Below are 20,698 nucleotides of genomic sequence, written 5' to 3'. Positions count from 1 at the left end.
GATCATCCGCGAATCGCACAAGGCGGGCGACCGGATCGACAATCAGCGCTTCAAGGACATTTTCAGGGAGCAGTTGCAACTCGTCGCGCTCGATCCCGAGCGGGCGATCGCCGCCTTGCCCAAACTCGCGCCTGCCGGAAGTCCGGAGGCGGTCAAGGCGTTGGATGCGCTGCATCTCATGATGGACGCGCGCGGCGCGCCGCCCGAAGAAGGCCAGCGCCGGCTCGCGGCGGTCGAGCAATTGCTGGGTCCGAGAGCAAGCAAGACCAAAGCGCTGGGAGGACGCGATGTATGACGCGCCGAAACAGATAGCGTTGAAGTTTCATTTTGCCCGGCGGCGAAAAGTCGAACGTCGCGCCATTGGCCCAGGCTGGGCCTTGCGGAGGCCCGCGAAAAGGCGGAAGCTGGCTGTAAAGCCTTGCTGAGGTTCGACCCGACGCCGGCATCGGCGTCGCGGCGCAGAATTCGCTCGTCAGCCAGCCGGAAGTTCGGGGCGAGGCGAAGACTTCCGGTGGCGGCCAGCCGGTCCGAAATCGGGATCAGGCTCAAAGCTCGGATGGTTGGCGCGACCGCGGCGCCGGGCGCGGCGATCTGACGAGGATTTTCTCGAGGATCTCTCGAAATGTTGGATCAATCTCCCGATAATTCGGTTGGGACGCCCGCCCGTTTCGGCGCCTTCGATTCTCTTCTGCCAGCGGCGATGGCGAAGCGCGCGGAGGAAACAGGCGCGCGCAAATGCGCGGTGGATCCGGTCTCCCTCCTAGTCCTGGCGGTTCTCGCCGGCGCCTTCATCTCTTTCGGCGCCATCTTCGCTACTACCGTCAGCTCCGGGAATATCGTTGGAACGATCGGCCCCGATGGCGCGAAGTTCACGGCGAGCTTGCCTTACGGAATAATGCGACTTGTGACCGGTGTTGTATTTTCCGTCGGTCTGATCCTAGTTGTCGTTGGGGGTGCCGAGCTTTTCACTGGCAACAACCTCATCGTCATCGCCTGGGCGAGCGGGCGTGTGAAAACAAAAGACCTTCTGACCAACTGGCTCATCGCCTTTGCCGGAAACTCTCTTGGCGCGGGACTTACGGCAGTCCTGATGTTCTTCACGACGCAATACACGTTCGGCGGCGGAGGCGTCGGCCTGACGGCCTTGTCCATCGCCAAGGCGAAGGTCGAACTCGGCCTGGTCCCGGCGTTTGCCCTGGGCGTCATGTGCAACACGCTCGTCTGCCTCGCCGTCTGGATGTGTTACAGCGCGCGAACGACCGCAGGCCGCATAATCACCATAGTCCCGCCGATTGCGGCCTTCGTCGCCGCCGGTTTCGAGCACAGCATTGCGAATGTTTATTTCCTGACGATCGCCCTCCTGATCAAGGACTGGGCGCCCGAGACATTCTGGCGGGCCATCAATCAGTCTCCGGCCGATTTCGGCTCGCTGACATGGACGTCCGCAGGGTTTGAGAATCTCCTCCCGGTCACCATCGGAAATATGATCGGCGGCTCAGTTATGGTCGCCGCTGTTTATTGGTTCATCTATCTCCGCGGCGCCATTCCGCCACAGGCGAAGTGAGAAGGCGCCAGCCGTCTCGCCAGACCGAATTGGCAATGACCTTCAACTCCGCCTGTCTGTCCCTTGAGCGTCCAAGGCGCGCACGGCGATGGCTGCAATAAGCCCCATGAGCACCACACCGACCATGCCAATAATTACCGCGCCCACGCGAGAAATGAAATGTTTCGGCGCGAAATCGCCGTAACCAATCGTGAGTCCCGTAATGGATGTGAAATAAAGAGATTCCCCTAGCGACCACTGTTCAATGTAGCCAGCGATTATGCCGAGTATAAATTGAATAAGGAGGAGGGCGGACACGATTGGCCATAATATTTTTAATTCCGCCCAGAGCGCCAATCGAAAGCGTCGCCTCATCTGCGCGCTGGTCAATTCAGTCTGCGGCATCACGCCCTCCATCAGATTGCCGAGTCGGCTCGCTGTGATTGCGGTCGATTTTACGAGCTCGCTTTGTGCATTGAAATGGTTTCGCCGCGTGAGGGGCTGACCAGAGGCTTCCTGTCGCAATGACAATTTTGATCGATCCCCGCTGACGCCATCGAGATCGTTCAAACGGCGCTGGCGCCAGCAATTCGTTCAAAATTTCGGCGGCCGTTTTTCCAGAAAGGCTGCGATGCCCTCACGGTAATCGGGACCAAAATAGACATCGCGGCGTAGTCCCTGCAGATATTCATATGTGTCCGGGTTGATGGAAACCGCGCCGCTGATCGCGCGCATGGCTTCCTTGAACGCGCCGATTGCCGCCGGTGAACGGGTGGCGATATGACGGGCGAAGGCCAGGGTCTCCGCCTCGAGCGCAGCCGCCGGAACGAGGCGGTTGATGACGCCAACCCGTTCCGCGCGCTCCGCCCCGATCGGGTCGGCGGTGAAGAACATTTCCTTCACGATGGCGAGCGGCAACTGGCTCATGAAATTGAGGATCCCGACCATGTTATAGGGAAGCCCGATCTTGGCGGGAGTGATCGCGAAGGCGCTGGTCTCATCGGCGACAACGAGGTCGCAGGCGATGACCAGATCACAGGCACCGCCCCAGACGGAGCCGTGGACCATGGCGATAACAGGAGCCGGAAACGCCTTCACCGCGCGCAAGAGTTGCTCCAGCGGGTCGTCATAGGGGAGAGGATCCTTGCCCGCCTTGGGCAATTCGTCCACCGAATAGCCGGCCGACCAGACGCTGGCGTTTTGCGCCGATCGGAGGATGACGACGCGGGCCTGCCGCGACCTGAAATTTTCGAGGGCGTCCAGAACGGCGGCGATCATCCTCTGGCTCAGCGCGTTGCGCTTGGCGTAATGGTCGAAGGCGATCACGCCGATATGATCCTGGAATGAGGTCTGGATCGGCGACGCCGACGCCACGGCGCCAGCGGTCTTGTCGGCTGCGGGCGTGGCTTCCTTGCTCCCGTCGTTCATGGCCGCGCATCCTGGCTATCGAGGATTTTCAAAAGCGGCTTCGGCTCGACGCCGAAGCCGCAACCGGCGTTCTCAAGGGCAGGTGTCCCAGAAGCCCGAACGCCGCGAAGCGTCTCTGTAATACCAGCACAATCCGGCGGCCGGCGCCCGTGTCGTGGCGTAAGCCGCGGCTGCCCCCGCCGTCAGGACGCCGACGGCGGCGCCGGCCGCGATCGCTCCGCCGGCTGGCCAGCCATAGCCGCGCCCCCAGGCGCCGCGTCCGCCGACGACGACCGTATTGCGGCCGCCGCGATATACATTGTGTCCCCCGCGATAAACATTGTGACCACCGCGATAAACCCCGGCCCGCGCGCCGCCTCCGCGATAGGCGCCGCCATGAACGCCGCGCGCTCCGCCACCATGGAATCCGCCGCCGCGCGCGCCGCCGCCGCGGCCGCCACGCACGAAAATCGGCGAAATCCCGCCAGAATCGTTCACGGAAGCGATTGGCATCGCCGCCGCAATGTCGGAAAACATGAAAAACGTCGCGACTGCCGCAATGAACATCCGCATTTTTCTTTGAACCATTGTCTTGCCCCTTTTTTCGGTTTGTCACCCGGCAGCGCGCCGTACTCTTGCATTCACGGATTATCAATCGCGGCGAAGGCGCCACGGCGCGGCGCAATTCAAGGGTTCATCAACCAGACGGCCCAGCGATTGGAATCAATCTGCGGTCTTCTCCTTCGTCGAACAGAACGCGTCTTGTTTTGAAAGCGTCTCCAGAGTGTGGCGCGCAATCATCAATTCCTCGTTGGTCGGCACGACATAGACGGGGACGCGACTTTCGGATGCGGAAATGACGGTTCGGCGTTCGCGATTGGCCTCGGCGTCAAGCGTTATGCCGAGCCAGGCGAGCCTCTGGACAATCCGTGCGCGCATGGTCGGAGAATTCTCGCCGATTCCCGCCGTGAAGACGAAACCATCCAACCCGCCCATGGCCGCCGCCAGCATCCCTGCGTTGAGGCCGACGCGATAAGCGAAATAATCGAGTGCGAAAACCGCTTTCGGATCGGCGCTGGCCTCAAGCTCGCGCACGTCGTTGCTGACGCCCGAAAGCCCCTTCAAACCGCATTCGCGGTACAACATGTCCTGCACCGCGCCGGGGCTCATGCCCTTTTCCATGATGAGGTAAAGCACCACGCCGGGGTCGATCTGCCCGGGCCGCGTTCCCATCGGCAAGCCGTCGAGCGCCGTGAATCCCAGAGTGCTTTCCACGCTTCGGCCGCCCGCGATTGCGCACATTGAAGCTCCGCTGCCGAGATGGGCAACGATGACGCGGCCGTTCGCGACTGCCGGCGCGATCTGACGCAGGCGTTCGGCGACATATTCGTAGGACAGCCCATGAAAGCCGTAACGCCTCACGCCTTCCTCGTAAAAGCGCAGCGGCAGCGCGTAATGGTCCGCCAATGCGCCGTGACCGCGATGAAACGAGGTGTCGAAACAGGCGACCTGCGGCAGCCCGGGGCGACGCTCCAGAAGCGCGCGCATCGGCGCCAGATTGTGCGGTTGGTGGAGAGGCGCGAGGGAAATATAACGACGGAGCCGCGCAATAATGTCGCGATCGACGCGAACCGGGTTGACGAAATCAGGCCCGCCGTGGACTACGCGATGGCCGACAGCGACCAGATCAACCTTCTGCGTCTCGCGCAACCACGCCCCGGCTTCAAAAATTGCCGCCTCGAGGTCCGGTATTTCGTTCGATTCAAAGGCCTTGTCGATCAGCGCCGCCCCGTCGCCAGCCGCCGCACGCAATCGGGGCCTCATTCCGACGCCATCGATCTGCCCTCTGACCAGACAATCGAGATCTTGCGATCCACTGATCGCAAAGACCTGAAATTTGAGGCTCGATGAACCCGCATTGACGACGAGGATCGTTTCCATGGCGCTCACTCCGCCGGGGGCGCTAAGTCGCGGCGGCGCGCGTCGGCATAAAGCGAGGCGATGGCGCAGGACGCCATGCGGGTGCGGACGGAATCGGCGCGCGAGGTCAGGATAATCGGGACGCGGGCGCCCAGCACGATTCCGGCGGCGTCGGCATTGGCGAGGAAACTGAGGTTCTTCGCCAGCATGTTTCCCGCTTCGAGATCCGGCACGACAAGAATCTGGGCCCGGCCAGCGACTTCGGATTTGATGCCCTTTATGCGGGCGGCTTCGAGGTCGATGGCGTTGTCGAAAGCCAGCGGTCCGTCGAGCACGCCGCCGGTGATCTGACCGCGTTCGGCCATCTTGCACAAAGCCGCAGCCTCGATCGTGGACGGAATATCGGGCGTGACGGTCTCGACAGCGGAAAGTATGGCGACCCGCGGGACGCCCATTCCGAGTCCGACGAACAGGTCGATCGCGTTCTGGACGATGTCGCGCTTGACCTTGAGATCGGGAAAAATATTGATCGCCGCATCGGTAATGAACAGCGCGTCGGGATAGGTCGGGACGTCCATGATGAAAACATGGCTGATCCGGCGCGCGGTGCGCAGGCCGGTCGTTCCGGACGTGACGGCGCGCATCAGTTCGTCGGTATGCAGGCTGCCCTTCATCAGGAGTTCGCCCTTGCCTTCGCGAATGAGCGCGACGGCCTGCGCCGCCGACGCCTCGCTGTGCGGCGCGTCGACGAGAGTGTAATGGGAAATATCGAGGCCCGCTTCGCGCGCGACTTTCTCGATTTTCGCCTTGGGTCCAACCAGGACCGGGACGATGATTCCGGCTTCGACGGCTTCGACGGCGCCCCTGAGCGAGGTCTCGTCGCAGGGGTGGGCGACGATCGTCGTCGCCGATGGCGCCTCCTGCGCCCGTGCGATCAGCCGCTCGTATTTCTCGTGGCGCATATGAACCGGTTTGTCAGCTTCGGGCAATGTCATGACAATCAAACCCCGTTCGAATGTTCTAATTCTGCTGTAATGCCTGGCTCGAGCTTTAGTTCATCACCCGCCTGCTCCCGTGCTCAAAAGCAGGCCGACGACCTGCACGGCGATGACCTTCGCGATCGTCATCGAAGGGAAAATCATCGCGTAGCCGATATCCGGACGTTCGGTCGGCGCCATGCGCGTGGAATAAACCAGAATGGCGGGGTTCCCGGTCGCGCCCGACGCGACGCCAACCAGATCGTCGAATGGGATTTTCATCACGAAGTGACCCACCAGCAGGACAATCAGCACGGTCGTCAGCAGGACGGCGGCGCCGATGAAAAGCATCGACAGTCCCGCTTCCGAAAGGGTCTTCACGAAGGGCTGCCCCGCGTTGACTCCGACCGCCGCGAGGAAAATCGCGAGTCCAAAATTCCTGAGAACGATATTGGCAGGCAGCGGCATGGTCCAGAGCATCGGCCCGGTGCGACGCAGCTTGCCAAGGATGAGCGCGACGATCAGCGGTCCGCCGCCGATTCCCAGCGTAACAACTCCGACGCCTGGAATCGGAATCGGGATCAGTCCAAGCAGGACGCCGAGGACCATGCCGATCCCGAGCGAGACATAGCTGAACTCGGCGGCCGCCTTCACGGAGTCGCCGAAAAACCGCCTGATATCTTCCTTGTGATCCGGCGACGTCAGCACGCCGACCCGATCTCCGAATTCGAGCTCCAGATCTGGCGCCGGCACCATGTCGGCGTCATATCGACGAACATGCAGAATTTCGTGCGGGAACCCCGGCGGCAGCACAAGTTTTTCGAGCGGCACGCCAACCACATTGGCCTTGCCCACGAAGACCCTGATATAATCGAGGTCGGAGCGATCCTTGAGAAGCCGGCCCTGCTCCACCTTCCCGAGCCGTTCGGCTTCTTGCGAAATCGTGGCTTTGCTTTCGGCGATGACGAACAAGCCGTCTCCAGGCGCGAGCATGATTTCGTCGGTGGGAAGAAGATTTTCTCCCGACTTGCGGATCATGGTGACCTGAAGGCCTTGCGGCAGTTTCGCGTTGAGTTCGTCGAACCTTTGTTTCGGGAACTGCTCGCCGAGCGAAATTTCCGCCATGTGGAAGTGCGGCGTCTTGTCCGGAAATTTCGGCTTGACCTTCTGGGTCATGAAATAGATGCACAGGATGGGACCGATCACGCCGAACGGATAGGCGATCGAATAGCCGATCGAGGGCTCCTTGTTCTGCATGACGTCCAATGCCGCCTGCAGGGTGGCGGTGCTCGTCATCGATCCGGCAAATATGCCGAGCGTGTGGCCGAGCTTGATGCCGAAAGCGTGGCCCAATCCGAGCGCCACCACGAGACCCGCCGCAACCGCGATGAGCGCCAGTAGATTATATCGCCGGCCAGCCGGCCCCGCCATGCCCTCGAAGAACTGCCGCCCGTAGAGGATGCCAATCCCGTAAAGAAACATGATCAGGCCGGTCAGGCCGATCGGACCGATGATCTGGGCCTTGGGCGCAAAAGCGCCGATCGCTAGGCCGACGAACAGAACGCCGCCAACCCCGAGCGAAAATCCGAAAATATTGATTTGGCCAACGAGATAGCCGAGACCGATGGCGAGAAACGCCGCAAGAATCGGTTGGCTCCCGATGATTTCGCGAGCAGCGTCTAACATGGGGGTCATTCCTGGCAAGGAGGAAAAAATGAATTCGCGCGGGCGCCGGCTAGTCTAGCGGACGTTGCAGCCCGCGTTTTGAAATTGCTCGAACACGCGCTCTATGAGATCCGGCGTAGGCGTCGGCGTGTCGACATGTTTGTATTCGAGCTTCATCGCCTTCCATTTGAATGCGCCGAGCTGATGGAAGGGTTGCACCTCCACCCATTCGACATTCTTCATCGGGGCGACAAAGCGCGCGATTCCCTCGACATTCGCCGGATCATCCGTGAAGCCCGGCACCAGCGTGAACCGGACCCAAACTGGCTTGCCCATGGCGGCCAGGCGCTCGGCGAAGCGCAAGGTGGGATCGAGATCCCTGCCGGTCACCGCGCGATAGGTCTGCGGATCTGAGCTCTTGATGTCGAGCAGGACGAGGTCGAGGTTCTCCAGATATTTGTCGTCCACACGGTCGCCGAGATAGCCCGATGTCTCGATCGCCGCGTGAAGCCCCATCTGCTTGGCTGCGGCCAGAATCCGCCGGGTGAAGGCGAGTTGCACCATCGGCTCCCCGCCCGAAATCGTCAGGCCGCCGTTAAGCGCGCGGAGCGCCGGAGCAAAGCCGGCGAGCCGATCGATGACCTGTTGCGCCGAGATGTAAGTCCCGTCCTTCAGATGCCAGGTATCGGGATTGTGGCAATAGGAGCAGCGCAACAGGCATCCCGACAAGAACAGCACAACGCGCAGCCCCGGCCCGTCATAGCGCGACGCCGTTTCGTAGGAATGGGCGTAACCGAATGCGCCCTCGCCCTCGTCAGGCAATTGGCCTTCGTCGGGAGCGTCGGGAGAAATCCCGACGCGCAGGTCATGGCGGCTGCCAGGCTCCAGGATTCCGAGGTGTGACATCGCACATCCTCCCTCAAACCTGGCCGTGGAAGGTGCGGCTGATCACGTCTTGCTGCTGCTCGCGCGTCAGTCGGATGAAGTTGACGGCATATCCTGACACGCGGATGGTAAGCTGCGGATATTTATCCGGGTTCGCCATCGCGTCTTCGAGCGTTTCCTTGTCGATGACGTTCAGATTCATGTGGAATCCGCCCGCCCCGAAATACATGTCGAAGGCCTTGGCCGCCTCGCTGATAAGCTCCGCATCGCTCAGGTGAGCCTTTTGGGGTGCGACCGATACGGTATAGCTGATGCCATCCTGCGAATCGCGATAAGGCAGTTTCGCTACCGACAGGCACGAGGCGAGCCAGCCATGGCTGTCGCGGCCGTGCATCGGGTTGGCGCCGGGGCCAAAAGGCTCGCCCTTGCGGCGGCCGTCCGGCGTATTGCCCGTCGCCTTGCCATAGACGACGTTCGACGTGATCGTCAGCACGCTCTGGGTGTGAACCGCGTTGCGATAGGTCGGATGCTTTCGCAGCATATTCATGAAGCTGGTGACAAGGCCGGCGGCGATGGAATCAACGCGGTCGTCATTATTGCCGAATTGCGGGACCGGAGCCTCGCTTTCGTTGACGTAGTCGACCGCCAGGCCGCGGTCGTCGCGCACGATCCGGATCTTCCCGTATTTGATCGCGGCGAGGCTGTCGGCCACCACGGAGAGCCCGGCGATCCCGAACGCCATCGTGCGCAGCATGTCGCGGTCATGGAGCGCGAACTCCAGGCGCTCGTAGAAATATTTGTCGTGCATATAGTGGATGCAGTTCATCGCATGCACATAGGTGCGCGCGAGCCATTCCATGGTGGCGTCGAACTTGGCGACCACATCGTCGTAATCGAGATACTCGCCGTTCACTGGCAGAGCGGGCGGCGCGACCTGTTCGCCCGAAACCTCATCCCGGCCGCCGTTGATCGCGTAAAGTAACGCCTTGGCGAGATTGACGCGGGCGCCGAAGAACTGCATCTGCTTGCCGAGCCGCATCGCCGACACGCAACAGGCTATGCCATAATCGTCTCCCCAGAACGGCCGCATCAGGTCGTCGTTTTCATATTGCAGCGACGACGTCTCGCGGCTGACCCTGATGCAATAATGCTTGAAGCTTTCCGGGAGGCTCTTCGACCAGAGGACCGTCATATTGGGCTCGGGCGCCGGCCCGAGATTGGTCAGGGTATGCAGCATACGGTAGCTGCTCCTGGTCACCAGCGTATCGCCGTTCAGGCCCATCCCGCCGACGCACTCGGTCGCCCAATAGGGGTCGCCGCTGAACAGGGCGTCATAATCCGGCGTGCGCAGGAAGCGGACGATGCGCAGTTTTTGCACCAGTTGATCCCAAAGCTCCTGCGCGCCCGCCTCATCCAGGGCGCCTTCACGCAGATCGCGTTCGATATAGATGTCGAGGAAGCTCGAAACGCGGCCGATGGACATCGCCGCGCCATTCGCTTCCTTGATGGCGCCCAGATAGGCCAGATAGGTCCATTGGACCGCCTCTTGCGCATTCGCCGCAGGCCGCGCGATGTCGCAATCATAGCGCTTCGCCATCTCGGCGAGATCATCGAGCGCGCGCATCTGCTCGGCGAGCTCCTCGCGGGAGCGGATGATTTCGTCGGTCGGCCACATGTCGTCGATCTGCGCGCGCTCGGCGCGTTTGGCCTCACACAGGCGGTCAATTCCATAGAGCGCGACACGACGGTAATCGCCAATGATGCGACCGCGACCATAGGCGTCCGGCAGGCCGGTGATGATGGCCGCCTTGCGGCACTTCATGATCTCCGGCGTATAGGCGTCGAAAACGCCGTCGTTGTGGGATTTGCGATATTTCGTGAAGGCCTCGTGGACCAGCGGATCGGGCTCGAAGCCGGCGGCCTTGAGCCCCGTCTCGACCATGCGCAGGCCCCCGTATGGAAAGATGGCGCGCTTGAAAGGCTGGTCGGTTTGCAAACCGACGATCACTTCATTGTCGCGATCGATATAGCCTGCGTCATGCGCCAGGAGGTTCGACGGCGATTTCGCATCGACGTCAAGCACGCCCTTCTTGCGCTCGGCTTCGAAATAAGGCTGCAGCTTGGCCCAGACTGCCTTGGTGCGGGCGGTCGATCCGACGAGGAAGGACTCGTCGCCGCTATAGGGCGAAACATTGCGGATGATGAAGTCGCGCACGTCAATGGCGCGGCGCCAGTCGCCCGCCTTGAAATCCCGCCAGCAATCCTTTTGTTGACGCTCTTTGAGTCCGACGCTTCCTTCCATGATCGTTCTCCCGGTTGCGATGGCGTTTTTACTTAATTTTTTCTTATTTTTTATGCGCCTTGTGCAGCTTTAGTATTCATAATGCTCGATTATTGTCGCTTATCAATGTCAAAATGCGTTGTTTTAGGTCAAATCGGTAATTTAGGGTTGGACGAGTGGCATCACTTTTTCGTGCGTCTCGACTCCCCGGGGCGCAATGACATCCGGCGTTAAGACTTATGTTTAATCGGTCACGCGATGCGGCTGCCCCAAACGCGTCCCTGGTTCACTCCAGGCTGAGGACGCCGCGCGCTGCGGCCATCGCCGGGATCCTTTTTTCCGCGCTTTTTATCTGTAGCCTCGCGCTGTTGTGGCGTTCGCTGCCCGTCGACCCGCGCGAGACCGGCCTCTGGCTCAAAGAGGGGGCCGGGACGGTGTCCTTCGCCCTCGGCCTTCTGCCCTTCGCGGGCGTAGCCTTTTTCTGGTTCCTCGGCGTCTTGCGCGATCGCCTCGGGCCGAGGGAAGACAAGTTTTTCGCGACCGTTTTCCTTGGCAGCGGCTTCCTGTTCCTGGGCATGATATTTGTCGCCGCGACTGCGTTGGGGGCCCTCGTTCAGGCCTATCTGGTTGCGCCGGACACGCTTCCGGGTTCGGCGACCTTCGCCTTCGTGCGCGCGTTCACATATGACCTCATGCATATTTACGCGCTGAAGATGGCGGCCGTCTTCATGATCACGACGTCCACCCTAGCCATCAACAGCCAGCTCACCCCGCGCTGGATCGCCCTTCTTGGCTATGCCTGCGCCGCGTTTCTTCTCGTCGGGAACGCCTATCTGGACTGGGTCTTTTTCATTTTTCCGTCCTGGGTTCTGCTGGTCAGCGTCTTCATCCTCAAAGACAATCTGTGGGGAAGCGCAACGCGAGGGAACCACACGCCCGAATAACGCTTAAGGCAAGCGAGAGGCGCCGCGGAAGCGCCCCCAATTCCAACTGGTCCGAAACAGCCGGACCGTCGCCCGCCAGCCCGTCCACTCCGCCGAACCAAACGCCTGCGAGACTTAGATGCAATTATGGCTCATACCGATGATCTATGTCGGGGCGGCAGTGCTGGCAGGTCTCACCCTGCCGCGCCTGGAACAGGCTTATCTTACGGCCTACACCCTCAGCGTCTCTGTTTCGTCAGCGCAGGCCTATCTGTCTGCGGCCGCCTCGGGCATGATGTCCCTGACGGGCATTGTGTTCGCCATGGCTTTCGTCATGGTGCAATTCAGCGCGATCGCCTATTCGCCGCGACTTGTGCTCTGGTTCGCGCGGGATCCGATCACCTTTCATGCGCTAGGCGTTTTCGGGGCGAGTTTCGTTTACGCGCTCTTCACGCTGGCTTGGGTCGATCGTGGGGGGTCGGGGAGCGTCCCGCTCGTCTCCTCGCTTTTTGTGGCGATCATGATCCTCTACAGTCTGCTGCTTTTTTCGCGGCTGATGCAGCGGCTGAGCGACCTTCAGATCTCCAACGTGCTTCACGCGATAGGAGACCAGGGCCGCGCCATCATTCGCGAACTTTTCCCGCCAATTTCCGCAAGCGCGCCGGCTGGAGACGATGCCGGAGGGAGCGCGCTTGACGATCAAGCGCTCGGACCGGCGATTCAGGTGCTGCGTTATACAGGCGCGCCTCGCACAATAGCTACAATCAATACCGTCACGCTCGTCCACCTCGCCAAACGGGCGAACGCGACCATCGTCATGCTCAGCGCGGTGGGAGATACATTGGTCCATGATACGCCGATTCTGCGCGTCCATGGCGCCGGGCCTCCGCTTGGCGACAATGAATTGCTGAAAACAATCGAAGTCAGGCGGGAACGGACTTTCGAGCAAGATCCCAAATATCCCATCCGTCTCCTGGTGGATATTGCGATCAAGGCCCTGTCTCCCGCCATTAACGACCCGACCACGGCGGTTCAGACGATCGACCAGATCGAGGATCTCTTGCAAAGGCTGGGCGGCAGCCGCTTGGCGACCGGCGATATCAGGGATGCGGACGGAGTCCTTCGGCTGGTGATGCCCATGCCGTCATGGGAAGACTATCTGACCCTGTCCTTCGATGAAATCCGAATCTACGGGGTGATGTCGGTCCAGGTCTTGCGCAGAATGCGATCGGCCTTGGTCAGCCTCATGGCTTCGCCGCTGCCGCAGGCGCGGATCGAAATGATTCGAACCTATCTCACCCACCTCGACGCGGCCATCGCCGCCTCGCCGCTCGATCTCCACGACCAGACCATGGCGAGCCAGGAAGACCGACAAGGCATCGGTATGTCTCGCCGCCATTAAATCGGCAAAGGCTCCCGCGGGCCAGGTACAATGTCCAAAATCTGCTCGGCGGAACCGGTTCCAGCGCGTTCCTCCCCGACCGGCTTACTGCTCGATGGAACTCGTTTCGGCGGCCGCTCCTTGCGCCTCGAAGGCCGCGACCGCCTCCTCGACGGTGCGGAACATGCGCGCGCGTCCCAGATGTTCCGCCAGCTCCGATCGCTGGACCAGCTCCATAGCCTCGGGATTGAGGGAGGCGAGCCACAGCTCCACGCCCGCCTTGCGATATTTCTCCTCCGCTTCGATCATCATCTTGAGCGCGGTATATTCCAGGCCGGGTATCGCGGAACAGTCGAGCAGGACGGTGCGCGGAGAGGAGGCTTTCATTAGGAGATTGATCTTCCCGCCCGCGTTTTCGGCATTGCCGAAATAGATGCGTCCCACCGGCCGGACAATCAGCAGGCCGGGGATTCGCTCGTCGTCGGGATGATCGGACTCGCGCGCCCGGAAGCGATGCGAGCCGGGAATGCGCAGTATTTCATCGACGCGCGGATCATTGGTGAGCCGGATCAGGCTTGCCATCGACAGAATGATGGCCGCGACGACGCCCTTGAGCGTTCCCAGCGTCATGACGCCGAGGCAGGCGACCACCGCCCAATGAAATTCGATGCTGCGAACCTTGCGGATCGCCGCCATGCCCGCGAAATCCACCAGCCCGATGGAATAGGCGATGACCACCGCCGCCAAAGTGGCGTGGGGCATCAGCGCGAGCACCGGCGCCAGGAAGAGCAGCGTCGCCAGCGCCGCCGCCGCGACCACCATCGACGTCGCCTGCGTGCTCGACCCTGCGTTGAGCGCCACCGAGGTCTGGGAGGTTCCGCCGCCCGCCGGCATGGCGCCGATGAAGGCGCCCGCGGCATTGGCGGCGCCGAGCGCGAGCAGTTCGCGATTGGCGTCGAGCGGCGGATCGCTCGGCCGCACGAAGGCGCGCGCCGCCGCAATCGACTCGGTAAAGGAAATCAGGGCGATGCCGCCCGCCGCCGGCCACATCGCCTCGAACAACGAGGGCTGCGGCAGCTTCAGCGCAGGAAACCCGCCCTGGATCGTCCCGACGACGCTGACACCGGTGGCTTCAAGACCGACGATCGCGGAAGCCGCGATGCCCACGGCCACCGCGAGCAGCGGCGCGGGAGCTTTCGGCAGGAAGCGTTTTGACAACGCGATAATGCCCAGAGTCGCCAGAGCCACCACGAGCGTGGGCCATGAGATGGCGGACAGATGCGTGGCGATCGACGCCACGTCGCGGAAGAAGCCTGCTTTCTGGAAGTGGATTCCCAGCAACTTGGGTACTTGATCGACGATGATGACCAGCCCCACGCCGGCCTTGAACCCTGTCAGGACCGGCTCGGAAATGAAATTGGCCACGAAGCCGAAACGCAGGGCCCGCGCGGCCAGCAGCATCGCCCCGACAAGGAAGGAAAGGGTGGCCGAGGCGACGAGTGGATCGAGCGACGGATTGGCGGCGAGCGCCTCCCCGATCGCGCTCGCGCACAGGATCGCGATGGGCGTCGTGGTGCTGACGCTCAGCAGCCGCGAGGTGCCCAGCACGGCGTAAATCGCCATCGGGACCAGCGCCGAAAACAGCCCCGCCTGCACGGGCAGCTGCGCGATCGTCGCATAGGCCAGCGCCTTGGGCAGGACGACGGCGGCGGTCGTCAGCCCGGGTATCAGGTCCGCGGCGAAATATCGTTTTAGGACGCTTCCCGCCTTCTGGAAGGTGTCACTCACACTGGGCCTCGCCATGGCGTCACGAAACCGCCATTCTAGCGCAACCGCATCGGGCATTCCCGCAATTTTCTACGAACCAGAGAGCGTTGACCCTATAAAGTTGCGTTCGGCCGCCGCCCAACAGGCGCGAGGATAGCGCTTTCTTGTCGCTTTAACGCTTTCACGAGCCGCCTCGCAACGATAGACATGGTCCTCGGAGGGCTTGGTGGAGAGATGCGCGGGACCGTTATCCAAGATCGCGGTCGAGCATGGATGGGCGTCGTCGCCATCGTTTTTGCAATGGCCTCATGCCGCGCCCACGCCCAGGAAATGGAGCCGCGCTCCTATTCGGCGGCGCCAGTGGGGACCAATTTCGTGCTCGGCAGTTTTCAGCATGGCTGGGGCGACGTCGCGCTCGACGCCTCGCTCCCCATCTCCAATGTCAAAGCTGTGGTCAATGCTGGCGCCCTTGGCTACAGCCACACTTTCGGCCTGTTCGGACAGACGGGCGCCGCCGCCGTGCTCCTGCCTTATGTCCGGGGCGATTTGAGTGGCGATGTCGACGGACAGGGCAAGCAAATCACACGCGAGGGACAGGGCGACATCGTCTTCCGCTTTTCGCAGAACCTGATCGGCAGCCCGGCCCTGACGCCGGAGGAATTCGCACGACGCTCGCCGGAAACCACATTCGGCGCGAGCTTGGCCGCCGTGGCGCCGACCGGCGCCTATCATGACCAATATCTCATCAACGTCAGCTCCCATCGTTGGGCGTTCAGGCCAGAAATCGGCGGATCGCATCCAATTGGAAACTGGTTCGTCGAGGGCTCTGCCGGCATGTGGGTCTTCACGCCCAATACCGACTTTTACGGCGGCCATGTGCGCGGCCAGGAACCGCTTTGGACGCTCCAGGCGCATATCGGCTATAATTTCGGACCCGGTTTCTGGGTCTCGCTGGACGCGAACCAATATATGGGCGGAAGAACCAGCCAGGACGGCGTCGCAGGCAATAATTACCAGTCCGTCTTCCGCTATGGCGCGACGCTTTCCGTCCCGCTCGGCAATGGCTTCTCGGCCAAGGCGTCCTGGGGAAGCTGGTTGACCGCGCGTAATGGCGGGGCGTTCGACAGGATCGGGGCGACGCTCCAATATCGCTGGTTCGACCGCTGACGCATCTCATGCGCGGCGCTGTTTTTCTCCGGCGGGCCCTGAAGAGAAAGAGTCCGCCTCGTTGTCGGGCTGTTGCTTCGCTCAAAACATGGGCGACGCGCGTTTGCCCGGTTCGCGAGCGCGTTGATTTCATGAATATTCAGCTTAGCATGTGATTTTAGACATTTCCTGTGGTGACTCGATCATGACGCCGTTCCCCACGCCCGACGCGGACTTCGAACGGCGCCTTGCGCGCCGCCTCCTCGAGGTCCTGATCCGCGCCGCCCTTCTCCTCGGGATGGCGCTGCTCTGCTACCGCGTTCTCGCCCCCTTCCTTCCGCTCGCGATCTGGGCGCTGATTTTCGCGGTGATATTCCACCCGCTGCACTTGCGCGTCGCGGCGCGCCTTGGCGGCCGGCCCGGGCTCGCCGCGACCCTCCTGGTGCTGCTCGGAGTTGTCGCATTCGTCGTGCCGATCGGCGTGTTGATGAGTTCGCTGGGCGATTCCATCCGGACCCTGATCGAGGCCGTGCAGCAGAACACCTTGCGGATACCCTCTGCGCCCGAGACAGTCGCCGCCTGGCCGCTCATTGGCGGAAAACTCCACGCTTTCTGGAGCCGGGCGCATGACGATCTGCCCGCGCTGGTGCAAAGCATGCAGCCCAAGATCAGCGATCTCGCCAGCGCCACGCTCGGCTTCGTCGCGAGTATCGGCGGCGGTCTGCTCGCCTTTCTCGGCGCGCTTGTTCTCGCCGGCATCTTCCTGGCCTTTGCGGAAAACGGCGCCAGCGGTTGCCTGTCCGTCTTCGAGCGCGTCGCCGGGCAAAAGCGCGGGGCGCGCCTTGCGCGGCTCTCCATCGCGACCATTCGCGCCGTGGCGCTGGGCGTCGTGGGGGTGGCGCTTATCCAGGCGATCCTCGTCGGCCTTGCCCTCCTCGTCGCGGGAGTGCCGTGGGCCGGCGCGCTTGCAGCGGTGGTTCTGGTGCTTGGCATCGCCCAAATTCCCGCGGTGATCGTAACGCTGCCGGCGATCGTCTGGATCTGGACGCGCGGCGGCGGCACAGGCGAGGCGATCATCTACACCGCGCTTCTGCTCGTCTCCGGCATGGCGGACAACGTGCTCAAGCCGCTGATGCTCGGCCGCGGCGTGGATGTGCCGATGCCCGTCATCCTCGTTGGCGCGCTTGGCGGCATGGCGGCGGGCGGAATCATCTGGATGTTCGTCGGCGCAACCCTGCTGGCCCTCGCCTGGCAGGTTTTCACCGGCTGGGTCGACGAGAACCCCGACGAAAACCTCTCCCCGGGAGGCTAATGTCCGCATCATAAAGCCCCCGGCTTTGTCGGGGATATTTACCAATGGTGATGAGCATGAAGTCCGTGGAGATTATCTATCGATACGGCGCGCAAACTGAACCAGTCCGCCCGCGGCCGGTAGATTCAGGCGCGGCGCGCCAACGTCTGGACGAAGGCAATCATGCTTTTGCGACTTTGCTAGACAGTATGGCGGGCGACGAAGCTGTCGCCAGGCGCGTCATCCAGGTGGATCCGCGAGATTTTGGATTGGGCGGCGGCGTCGGCGAGAGCCCCAAGCAGAGACCCTTTGCCGCAGTGCTCGGATGCTCCGACGCGCGGGTGCCAATTGAACTAATCTTCAACGAGGGGCCCAACGACCTGTTCGTCATTAGGGTCGCTGGAAATGGTCTCGGAAGCGAGGTCCTTGGCAGTCTGAAATATGCCGTTGAACATTTGGGCGGCAGCATAAAGATTATCGCGGTGCTCGGTCATAGCGGCTGTGGCGCAGTATCCGCCGCAGTAGATATCTTCCTGGATCCGAAACGATATTTGGAGCTCGCCACCAGTCATTCGCTTCGCAGCATCCTGGATAGGATACTCGTTGTTGTGCAGGCGTCCGCAATGCGAATGGATGAGATGTTTGGACCAGATGTCGTGCACTATCCCGGGTATCGCACTGCGCTCATCGAAGCGTCAATCGTGGTCAACGCGGCGCTTGCCGCCTATACGGTGGACAAGGAGCTAAAAACCCAGGCGTGCGGCGAAATCAAAGCGGTATATGGCGTTTATATTGTCGAGAGCCGCGAGGTTTGGGCGCCCCACCGCGGCACAGCCATGTGGACCGGACTCGCGGATCCGCCGGCCGATATCGAGAGCTTTGCTGAACTCGGAAATGCCGTACTCCATTCGGATCGAATTTCATCAATCCTGAAAGCGAAGTGAGCGTTGCAATTCATCGCGCCTCTCTGGCCGCCGTCAGTCGTTTGAGACAGTTCGCGACGCTCAGGAACGAGAGGCTCTGGCTCGCCGGGGTTCGATTTCGCCCGACCCGAACGTGATGGCGCAGCGGCTTTGGATCGTCTGGCGATCCCGCCCGGGTCCGCCTTTCCAGGATCAGTTATGAGTTTCGCGACAAAATTCTTGATCTGGCCTTCCAAGCAAGCCCGCCGACGCCTATTTTGAATCCTGACGGTCCTGTCGTCGAGCGAGAATGCCGCGCCGCGGAATGCGTGGGGGTGGTTGTCGCGAAATCGGAGCCCAAAATGCGAGCCGAGACATTGTTGCGGAAACTCCATTTCCAGGAGGCTCTCTCCGAAGATGTTCTCAAAGCATATCTCGATAAAATCGGGTCAGACGGCTCGCTTCCGTCTGGCGAAGTTCCGAGTTTGCTTGAGTTGATCATGCAAAGAATTGACAAGGTCTCCATCGAAGACATCAAGGCGGTGTCGAGCCTTGTCTGCGGAGATCGTCTCTCAACGGGAAACGCGGGAAAAATTGACGAGAACCATGCAATGCGGGTTATCGTTTCAAAACTTAAAAAGTGACAATTTCATTGGCGAGCGCCGACGAGCTGGGGCGGCTTCGATGTAGGACACTGGATGCTCGCTTCCTCATTCCCGGTCACGCAACGGCTGCCTGGAGTCCTTTTCACGCAACGGCTGCGTGGAGCCCCTTGGAGCCGTGACGTGACCGGCCGATAAAAATGGGCGAACGACATTTGGCTCATGACGAGACGACCAAGGCTGGAACAGGGGGCGGCTTTGGGCGGAATGCGATGATCGCCAATCCACCCAGACAGTTCAATTGAGACAACCGATAGCATCGCCCGCAGCTCGCGTTTAGCATGTCGCTTCGTGAGGCATCGAGGACGCAAGCCATGGGCAAAACCGCGACGCAACGCCGGGTATATGTATCTATCGGATTGGGGCTCTGCGTCGGCTTGCTGGCTCTCGCGTACATCCATTTCACGCGTCCGGTCACCCTGACGCTCGCGGTGGGGCCGTCGGGTTTCGAGGACTCCGCCTTTGCGGCGTCTTTAGCCCGCGCGCTCGCCAGTTCCGGTTCCCGCGTCCGGATTTCGGTCCATCCGACTGCGGGCCCCACGCAGGCGCGTGAACTCCTCAAGGATCGCAAGGTCCAACTCGCCATCATTCGCAACGAAGGGCAGATTCCCAGCAATGTGCGCGCGGTTGCGATCCTGCACAGCGACCCGGTGGCGATCGTGGCGCCCAAGGCGGCGAAGATCGACAACCTTCGCGAACTCGCAAATAAAACAATCGGCCTGATCGGGCCGCCCTCGGCCAATGCTGATCTCATGGCCGCTTTCCGGCAGCATTACCGCGGCAAATTCCAGGCGGTCGAAATTCCGCCCGGGCCGGGCCAGGTCGCCGCTGCACTGAATGCAAAGCAGGTGGACGCGGTGCTGTTCCTGGCGCCGACAACACGGGCGACAGTTGTTTCCGAAGGCTGGGCGGTCGTGCGTCGAGCGACCGGCAAGTCGCTGGACTTAGTGCCCATCGACGACGCTGAGGCCTTCGCAGCCTCGTTTCCGGCCTATGAGGAGGCGGAAATACCTGCCGGTCAATTGGCGGGAGCGCCGCCAGTGCCTGCAGCGGCGGTGGATAGCTTGCAGGTGTCGACCTATCTGGTGGCCGACCAGTCCGTGAAGGATGACTTGGTGGCCGAACTGACCCGTTTTCTGTTCGAGAACCGGCACAAGCTGGTCGCCGATGCGCCTGTAGCCTCGTTAATGAAGGTGGCGAGCACCGACAAAGACGCGGTTATTCCCGCGCATACCGCCTCCGCGTCCTATTTCGACGGGGAGGAAGAGACATTCATGGAGCGTTACATCGACTGGCTCTGGATCGGTCCGATGCTCGCAGGCGGGGTGTTCTCGGCGTTGGTGGGCTTGTGGCGGTTCGTCGGGTTTTCAAAGGGCTCGGCCGATGCGGATCTGTTGGAGCGTGTGCCCGCGGTGATCGACGCGATCCGGGCCGCGTCCAGCCTTGAGGAACTAGACGCCATCCGGACCGGAATCGATGCGGCGGTCGGGCGGCTCTCGCTAGATACCGTTGAAGGGAAACTCGAAGATAGCAACGTCAACGCCGTCACTGGCGTGGTCGCCTATCTCGACCGCCTGCTATCGGAGAAGCGGCTGAGTCTCGAAGCACGAGATCGCGCATTGGAGGTCAGCCGGCACCTATGAGGAGAGCCTCGAGGAGATCGAGTTTGGCTCGGCCGTACACTTATACCGCTTGACCAGCTTACGCCGAACCGGCGGGAGTTCGAACGCGTTCCTGGTCTGATGGTGACCGACTGGCGAACATGGCAGGAAATCGCTAGCGGTTACTGCTTTCGAACCGATTTCCTCCCGTGCGGGTCCGCTAAAATTTTATAACGTAATTTCAATAAGATAGGTGTTCGCGGTTTTATCCTGAGTGGCGCGCCATTTTCAAAACAATTTTCGATATACAGCCGTGAACCGGAGCGCACGCCCGTGCAACCGGGAGA

General features: G+C 61.5%; 17 protein-coding genes and 1 pseudogene. 9 read left to right on the top strand and 9 right to left on the bottom strand.

The window, feature by feature from the left end; all coding sequences use genetic code 11:
* Together QZ409_RS10710 and QZ409_RS10705 are read left to right on the top strand one after the other, a co-directional pair.
* Nucleotides 1-295 (top strand): annotated as a pseudogene (locus QZ409_RS10710) (hypothetical protein); the annotation flags it as partial.
* Between the two features lie 327 nt (nucleotides 296-622).
* Nucleotides 623-1,564, top strand: coding sequence for a formate/nitrite transporter family protein (locus tag QZ409_RS10705; RefSeq protein WP_296710557.1), 942 nt, complete (start codon nucleotides 623-625; stop codon nucleotides 1,562-1,564).
* 42 nt (nucleotides 1,565-1,606) lie between these two features.
* Here the strand turns inward: QZ409_RS10705 and QZ409_RS21715 are convergent, their stop codons facing one another.
* The 8 genes from QZ409_RS21715 to pflB all read right to left on the bottom strand — a co-directional run bounded on the left by QZ409_RS21715 (nucleotide 1,607) and on the right by pflB (nucleotide 10,699).
* Entirely contained in the window at nucleotides 1,607-2,113 is a 507-nt protein-coding gene (locus QZ409_RS21715; RefSeq protein WP_342394836.1) for a potassium channel family protein, read from the bottom strand.
* Nucleotides 2,114-2,137: 24 nt separating this feature from the next.
* Nucleotides 2,138-2,971 carry a methylmalonyl-CoA decarboxylase gene (scpB, locus tag QZ409_RS10695; RefSeq protein WP_296710554.1) on the bottom strand — a complete coding sequence of 278 codons (834 nt, stop codon included), beginning with the start codon at nucleotides 2,969-2,971 and terminating at the stop codon, nucleotides 2,138-2,140.
* Nucleotides 2,972-3,043: 72 nt separating this feature from the next.
* Nucleotides 3,044-3,517 (bottom strand): hypothetical protein, encoded by a 474-nt coding sequence (locus QZ409_RS10690; protein WP_296710550.1) that lies wholly within the window; start codon nucleotides 3,515-3,517, stop codon nucleotides 3,044-3,046.
* Between the two features lie 156 nt (nucleotides 3,518-3,673).
* Entirely contained in the window at nucleotides 3,674-4,891 is a 1,218-nt protein-coding gene (locus QZ409_RS10685) for an acetate/propionate family kinase (protein ID WP_296710547.1), read from the bottom strand.
* 5 nt (nucleotides 4,892-4,896) lie between these two features.
* A complete protein-coding gene (locus QZ409_RS10680; RefSeq protein ID WP_296710542.1) occupies nucleotides 4,897-5,865 on the bottom strand; it encodes a phosphate acetyltransferase in 969 nt (322 codons plus the stop codon).
* A 63-nt stretch (nucleotides 5,866-5,928) separates the two neighbouring features.
* The gene (locus QZ409_RS10675) at nucleotides 5,929-7,533 is read right to left on the bottom strand and encodes a YidE/YbjL duplication (protein WP_296710540.1); all 1,605 of its coding nucleotides are present in this window, start codon (nucleotides 7,531-7,533) and stop codon (nucleotides 5,929-5,931) included.
* Nucleotides 7,534-7,587: 54 nt separating this feature from the next.
* Nucleotides 7,588-8,418, bottom strand: coding sequence for a pyruvate formate-lyase-activating protein (gene pflA, locus QZ409_RS10670; RefSeq protein WP_296710536.1), 831 nt, complete (start codon nucleotides 8,416-8,418; stop codon nucleotides 7,588-7,590).
* 13 nt (nucleotides 8,419-8,431) lie between these two features.
* Nucleotides 8,432-10,699, bottom strand: a complete 2,268-nt coding sequence (pflB, locus tag QZ409_RS10665; protein ID WP_296710534.1) for a formate C-acetyltransferase — start codon at nucleotides 10,697-10,699, stop codon at nucleotides 8,432-8,434.
* Nucleotides 10,700-11,046: 347 nt separating this feature from the next.
* Between pflB and QZ409_RS10660 the strand changes: the two genes are divergently transcribed.
* Together QZ409_RS10660 and QZ409_RS10655 are read left to right on the top strand one after the other, a co-directional pair.
* Nucleotides 11,047-11,622: a hypothetical protein gene (locus QZ409_RS10660; protein WP_296710532.1), complete on the top strand. Its 576-nt coding sequence runs from the start codon at nucleotides 11,047-11,049 to the stop codon at nucleotides 11,620-11,622.
* Nucleotides 11,623-11,740: 118 nt separating this feature from the next.
* Complete coding sequence (locus QZ409_RS10655) at nucleotides 11,741-13,003, top strand: DUF2254 domain-containing protein (protein WP_296710530.1); 1,263 nt, start codon at nucleotides 11,741-11,743, stop codon at nucleotides 13,001-13,003.
* Between the two features lie 84 nt (nucleotides 13,004-13,087).
* Here the strand turns inward: QZ409_RS10655 and QZ409_RS10650 are convergent, their stop codons facing one another.
* Nucleotides 13,088-14,770 (bottom strand): SulP family inorganic anion transporter, encoded by a 1,683-nt coding sequence (locus tag QZ409_RS10650; RefSeq protein ID WP_296710528.1) that lies wholly within the window; start codon nucleotides 14,768-14,770, stop codon nucleotides 13,088-13,090.
* A gap of 252 nt (nucleotides 14,771-15,022) precedes the next feature.
* Between QZ409_RS10650 and QZ409_RS10645 the strand changes: the two genes are divergently transcribed.
* The 5 genes from QZ409_RS10645 to QZ409_RS10625 all read left to right on the top strand — a co-directional run bounded on the left by QZ409_RS10645 (nucleotide 15,023) and on the right by QZ409_RS10625 (nucleotide 20,393).
* On the top strand, nucleotides 15,023-15,916 hold the full coding sequence (locus QZ409_RS10645) for a transporter (protein ID WP_296710525.1): 894 nt from the start codon (nucleotides 15,023-15,025) through the stop codon (nucleotides 15,914-15,916).
* Between the two features lie 184 nt (nucleotides 15,917-16,100).
* Nucleotides 16,101-17,207 carry an AI-2E family transporter gene (locus tag QZ409_RS10640; RefSeq protein ID WP_296710522.1) on the top strand — a complete coding sequence of 369 codons (1,107 nt, stop codon included), beginning with the start codon at nucleotides 16,101-16,103 and terminating at the stop codon, nucleotides 17,205-17,207.
* A gap of 44 nt (nucleotides 17,208-17,251) precedes the next feature.
* Entirely contained in the window at nucleotides 17,252-18,130 is an 879-nt protein-coding gene (locus QZ409_RS10635) for a carbonic anhydrase (RefSeq protein ID WP_296710519.1), read from the top strand.
* Nucleotides 18,131-18,450: 320 nt separating this feature from the next.
* Entirely contained in the window at nucleotides 18,451-18,732 is a 282-nt protein-coding gene (locus tag QZ409_RS10630; protein WP_296710518.1) for a hypothetical protein, read from the top strand.
* A gap of 332 nt (nucleotides 18,733-19,064) precedes the next feature.
* Nucleotides 19,065-20,393, top strand: a complete 1,329-nt coding sequence (locus tag QZ409_RS10625) for a TAXI family TRAP transporter solute-binding subunit (RefSeq protein WP_296710517.1) — start codon at nucleotides 19,065-19,067, stop codon at nucleotides 20,391-20,393.
* The last annotated feature ends 305 nt before the right edge of the window (nucleotides 20,394-20,698 follow it).

It is taken from the genome of Rhodoblastus sp., assembly GCF_019449565.1.
Classification (GTDB): domain Bacteria; phylum Pseudomonadota; class Alphaproteobacteria; order Rhizobiales; family Beijerinckiaceae; genus Rhodoblastus.
Note: the sequence above shows the minus strand (reverse complement) of the source record. Positions and strands in the feature narration are given on the sequence as shown.

Bases quoted from the DNA above. Each gene is read 5' to 3' on its own strand.
- QZ409_RS10705 (WP_296710557.1), top strand. From the start codon at position 623: ATGTTGGATCAATCTCCCGATAATTCGGTTGGGACGCCCGCCCGTTTC.
- scpB (WP_296710554.1), bottom strand. From the start codon at position 2,971: ATGAACGACGGGAGCAAGGAAGCCACGCCCGCAGCCGACAAGACCGCT.
- QZ409_RS10690 (WP_296710550.1), bottom strand. From the start codon at position 3,517: ATGTTCATTGCGGCAGTCGCGACGTTTTTCATGTTTTCCGACATTGCG.
- QZ409_RS10685 (WP_296710547.1), bottom strand. From the start codon at position 4,891: ATGGAAACGATCCTCGTCGTCAATGCGGGTTCATCGAGCCTCAAATTT.
- QZ409_RS10680 (WP_296710542.1), bottom strand. From the start codon at position 5,865: ATGACATTGCCCGAAGCTGACAAACCGGTTCATATGCGCCACGAGAAA.
- QZ409_RS10675 (WP_296710540.1), bottom strand. From the start codon at position 7,533: ATGTTAGACGCTGCTCGCGAAATCATCGGGAGCCAACCGATTCTTGCG.
- pflA (WP_296710536.1), bottom strand. From the start codon at position 8,418: ATGTCACACCTCGGAATCCTGGAGCCTGGCAGCCGCCATGACCTGCGC.
- pflB (WP_296710534.1), bottom strand. From the start codon at position 10,699: ATGGAAGGAAGCGTCGGACTCAAAGAGCGTCAACAAAAGGATTGCTGG.
- QZ409_RS10655 (WP_296710530.1), top strand. From the start codon at position 11,741: ATGCAATTATGGCTCATACCGATGATCTATGTCGGGGCGGCAGTGCTG.
- QZ409_RS10645 (WP_296710525.1), top strand. From the start codon at position 15,023: ATGGGCGTCGTCGCCATCGTTTTTGCAATGGCCTCATGCCGCGCCCAC.
- QZ409_RS10640 (WP_296710522.1), top strand. From the start codon at position 16,101: ATGACGCCGTTCCCCACGCCCGACGCGGACTTCGAACGGCGCCTTGCG.
- QZ409_RS10635 (WP_296710519.1), top strand. From the start codon at position 17,252: ATGGTGATGAGCATGAAGTCCGTGGAGATTATCTATCGATACGGCGCG.
- QZ409_RS10630 (WP_296710518.1), top strand. From the start codon at position 18,451: ATGCGAGCCGAGACATTGTTGCGGAAACTCCATTTCCAGGAGGCTCTC.
- QZ409_RS10625 (WP_296710517.1), top strand. From the start codon at position 19,065: ATGGGCAAAACCGCGACGCAACGCCGGGTATATGTATCTATCGGATTG.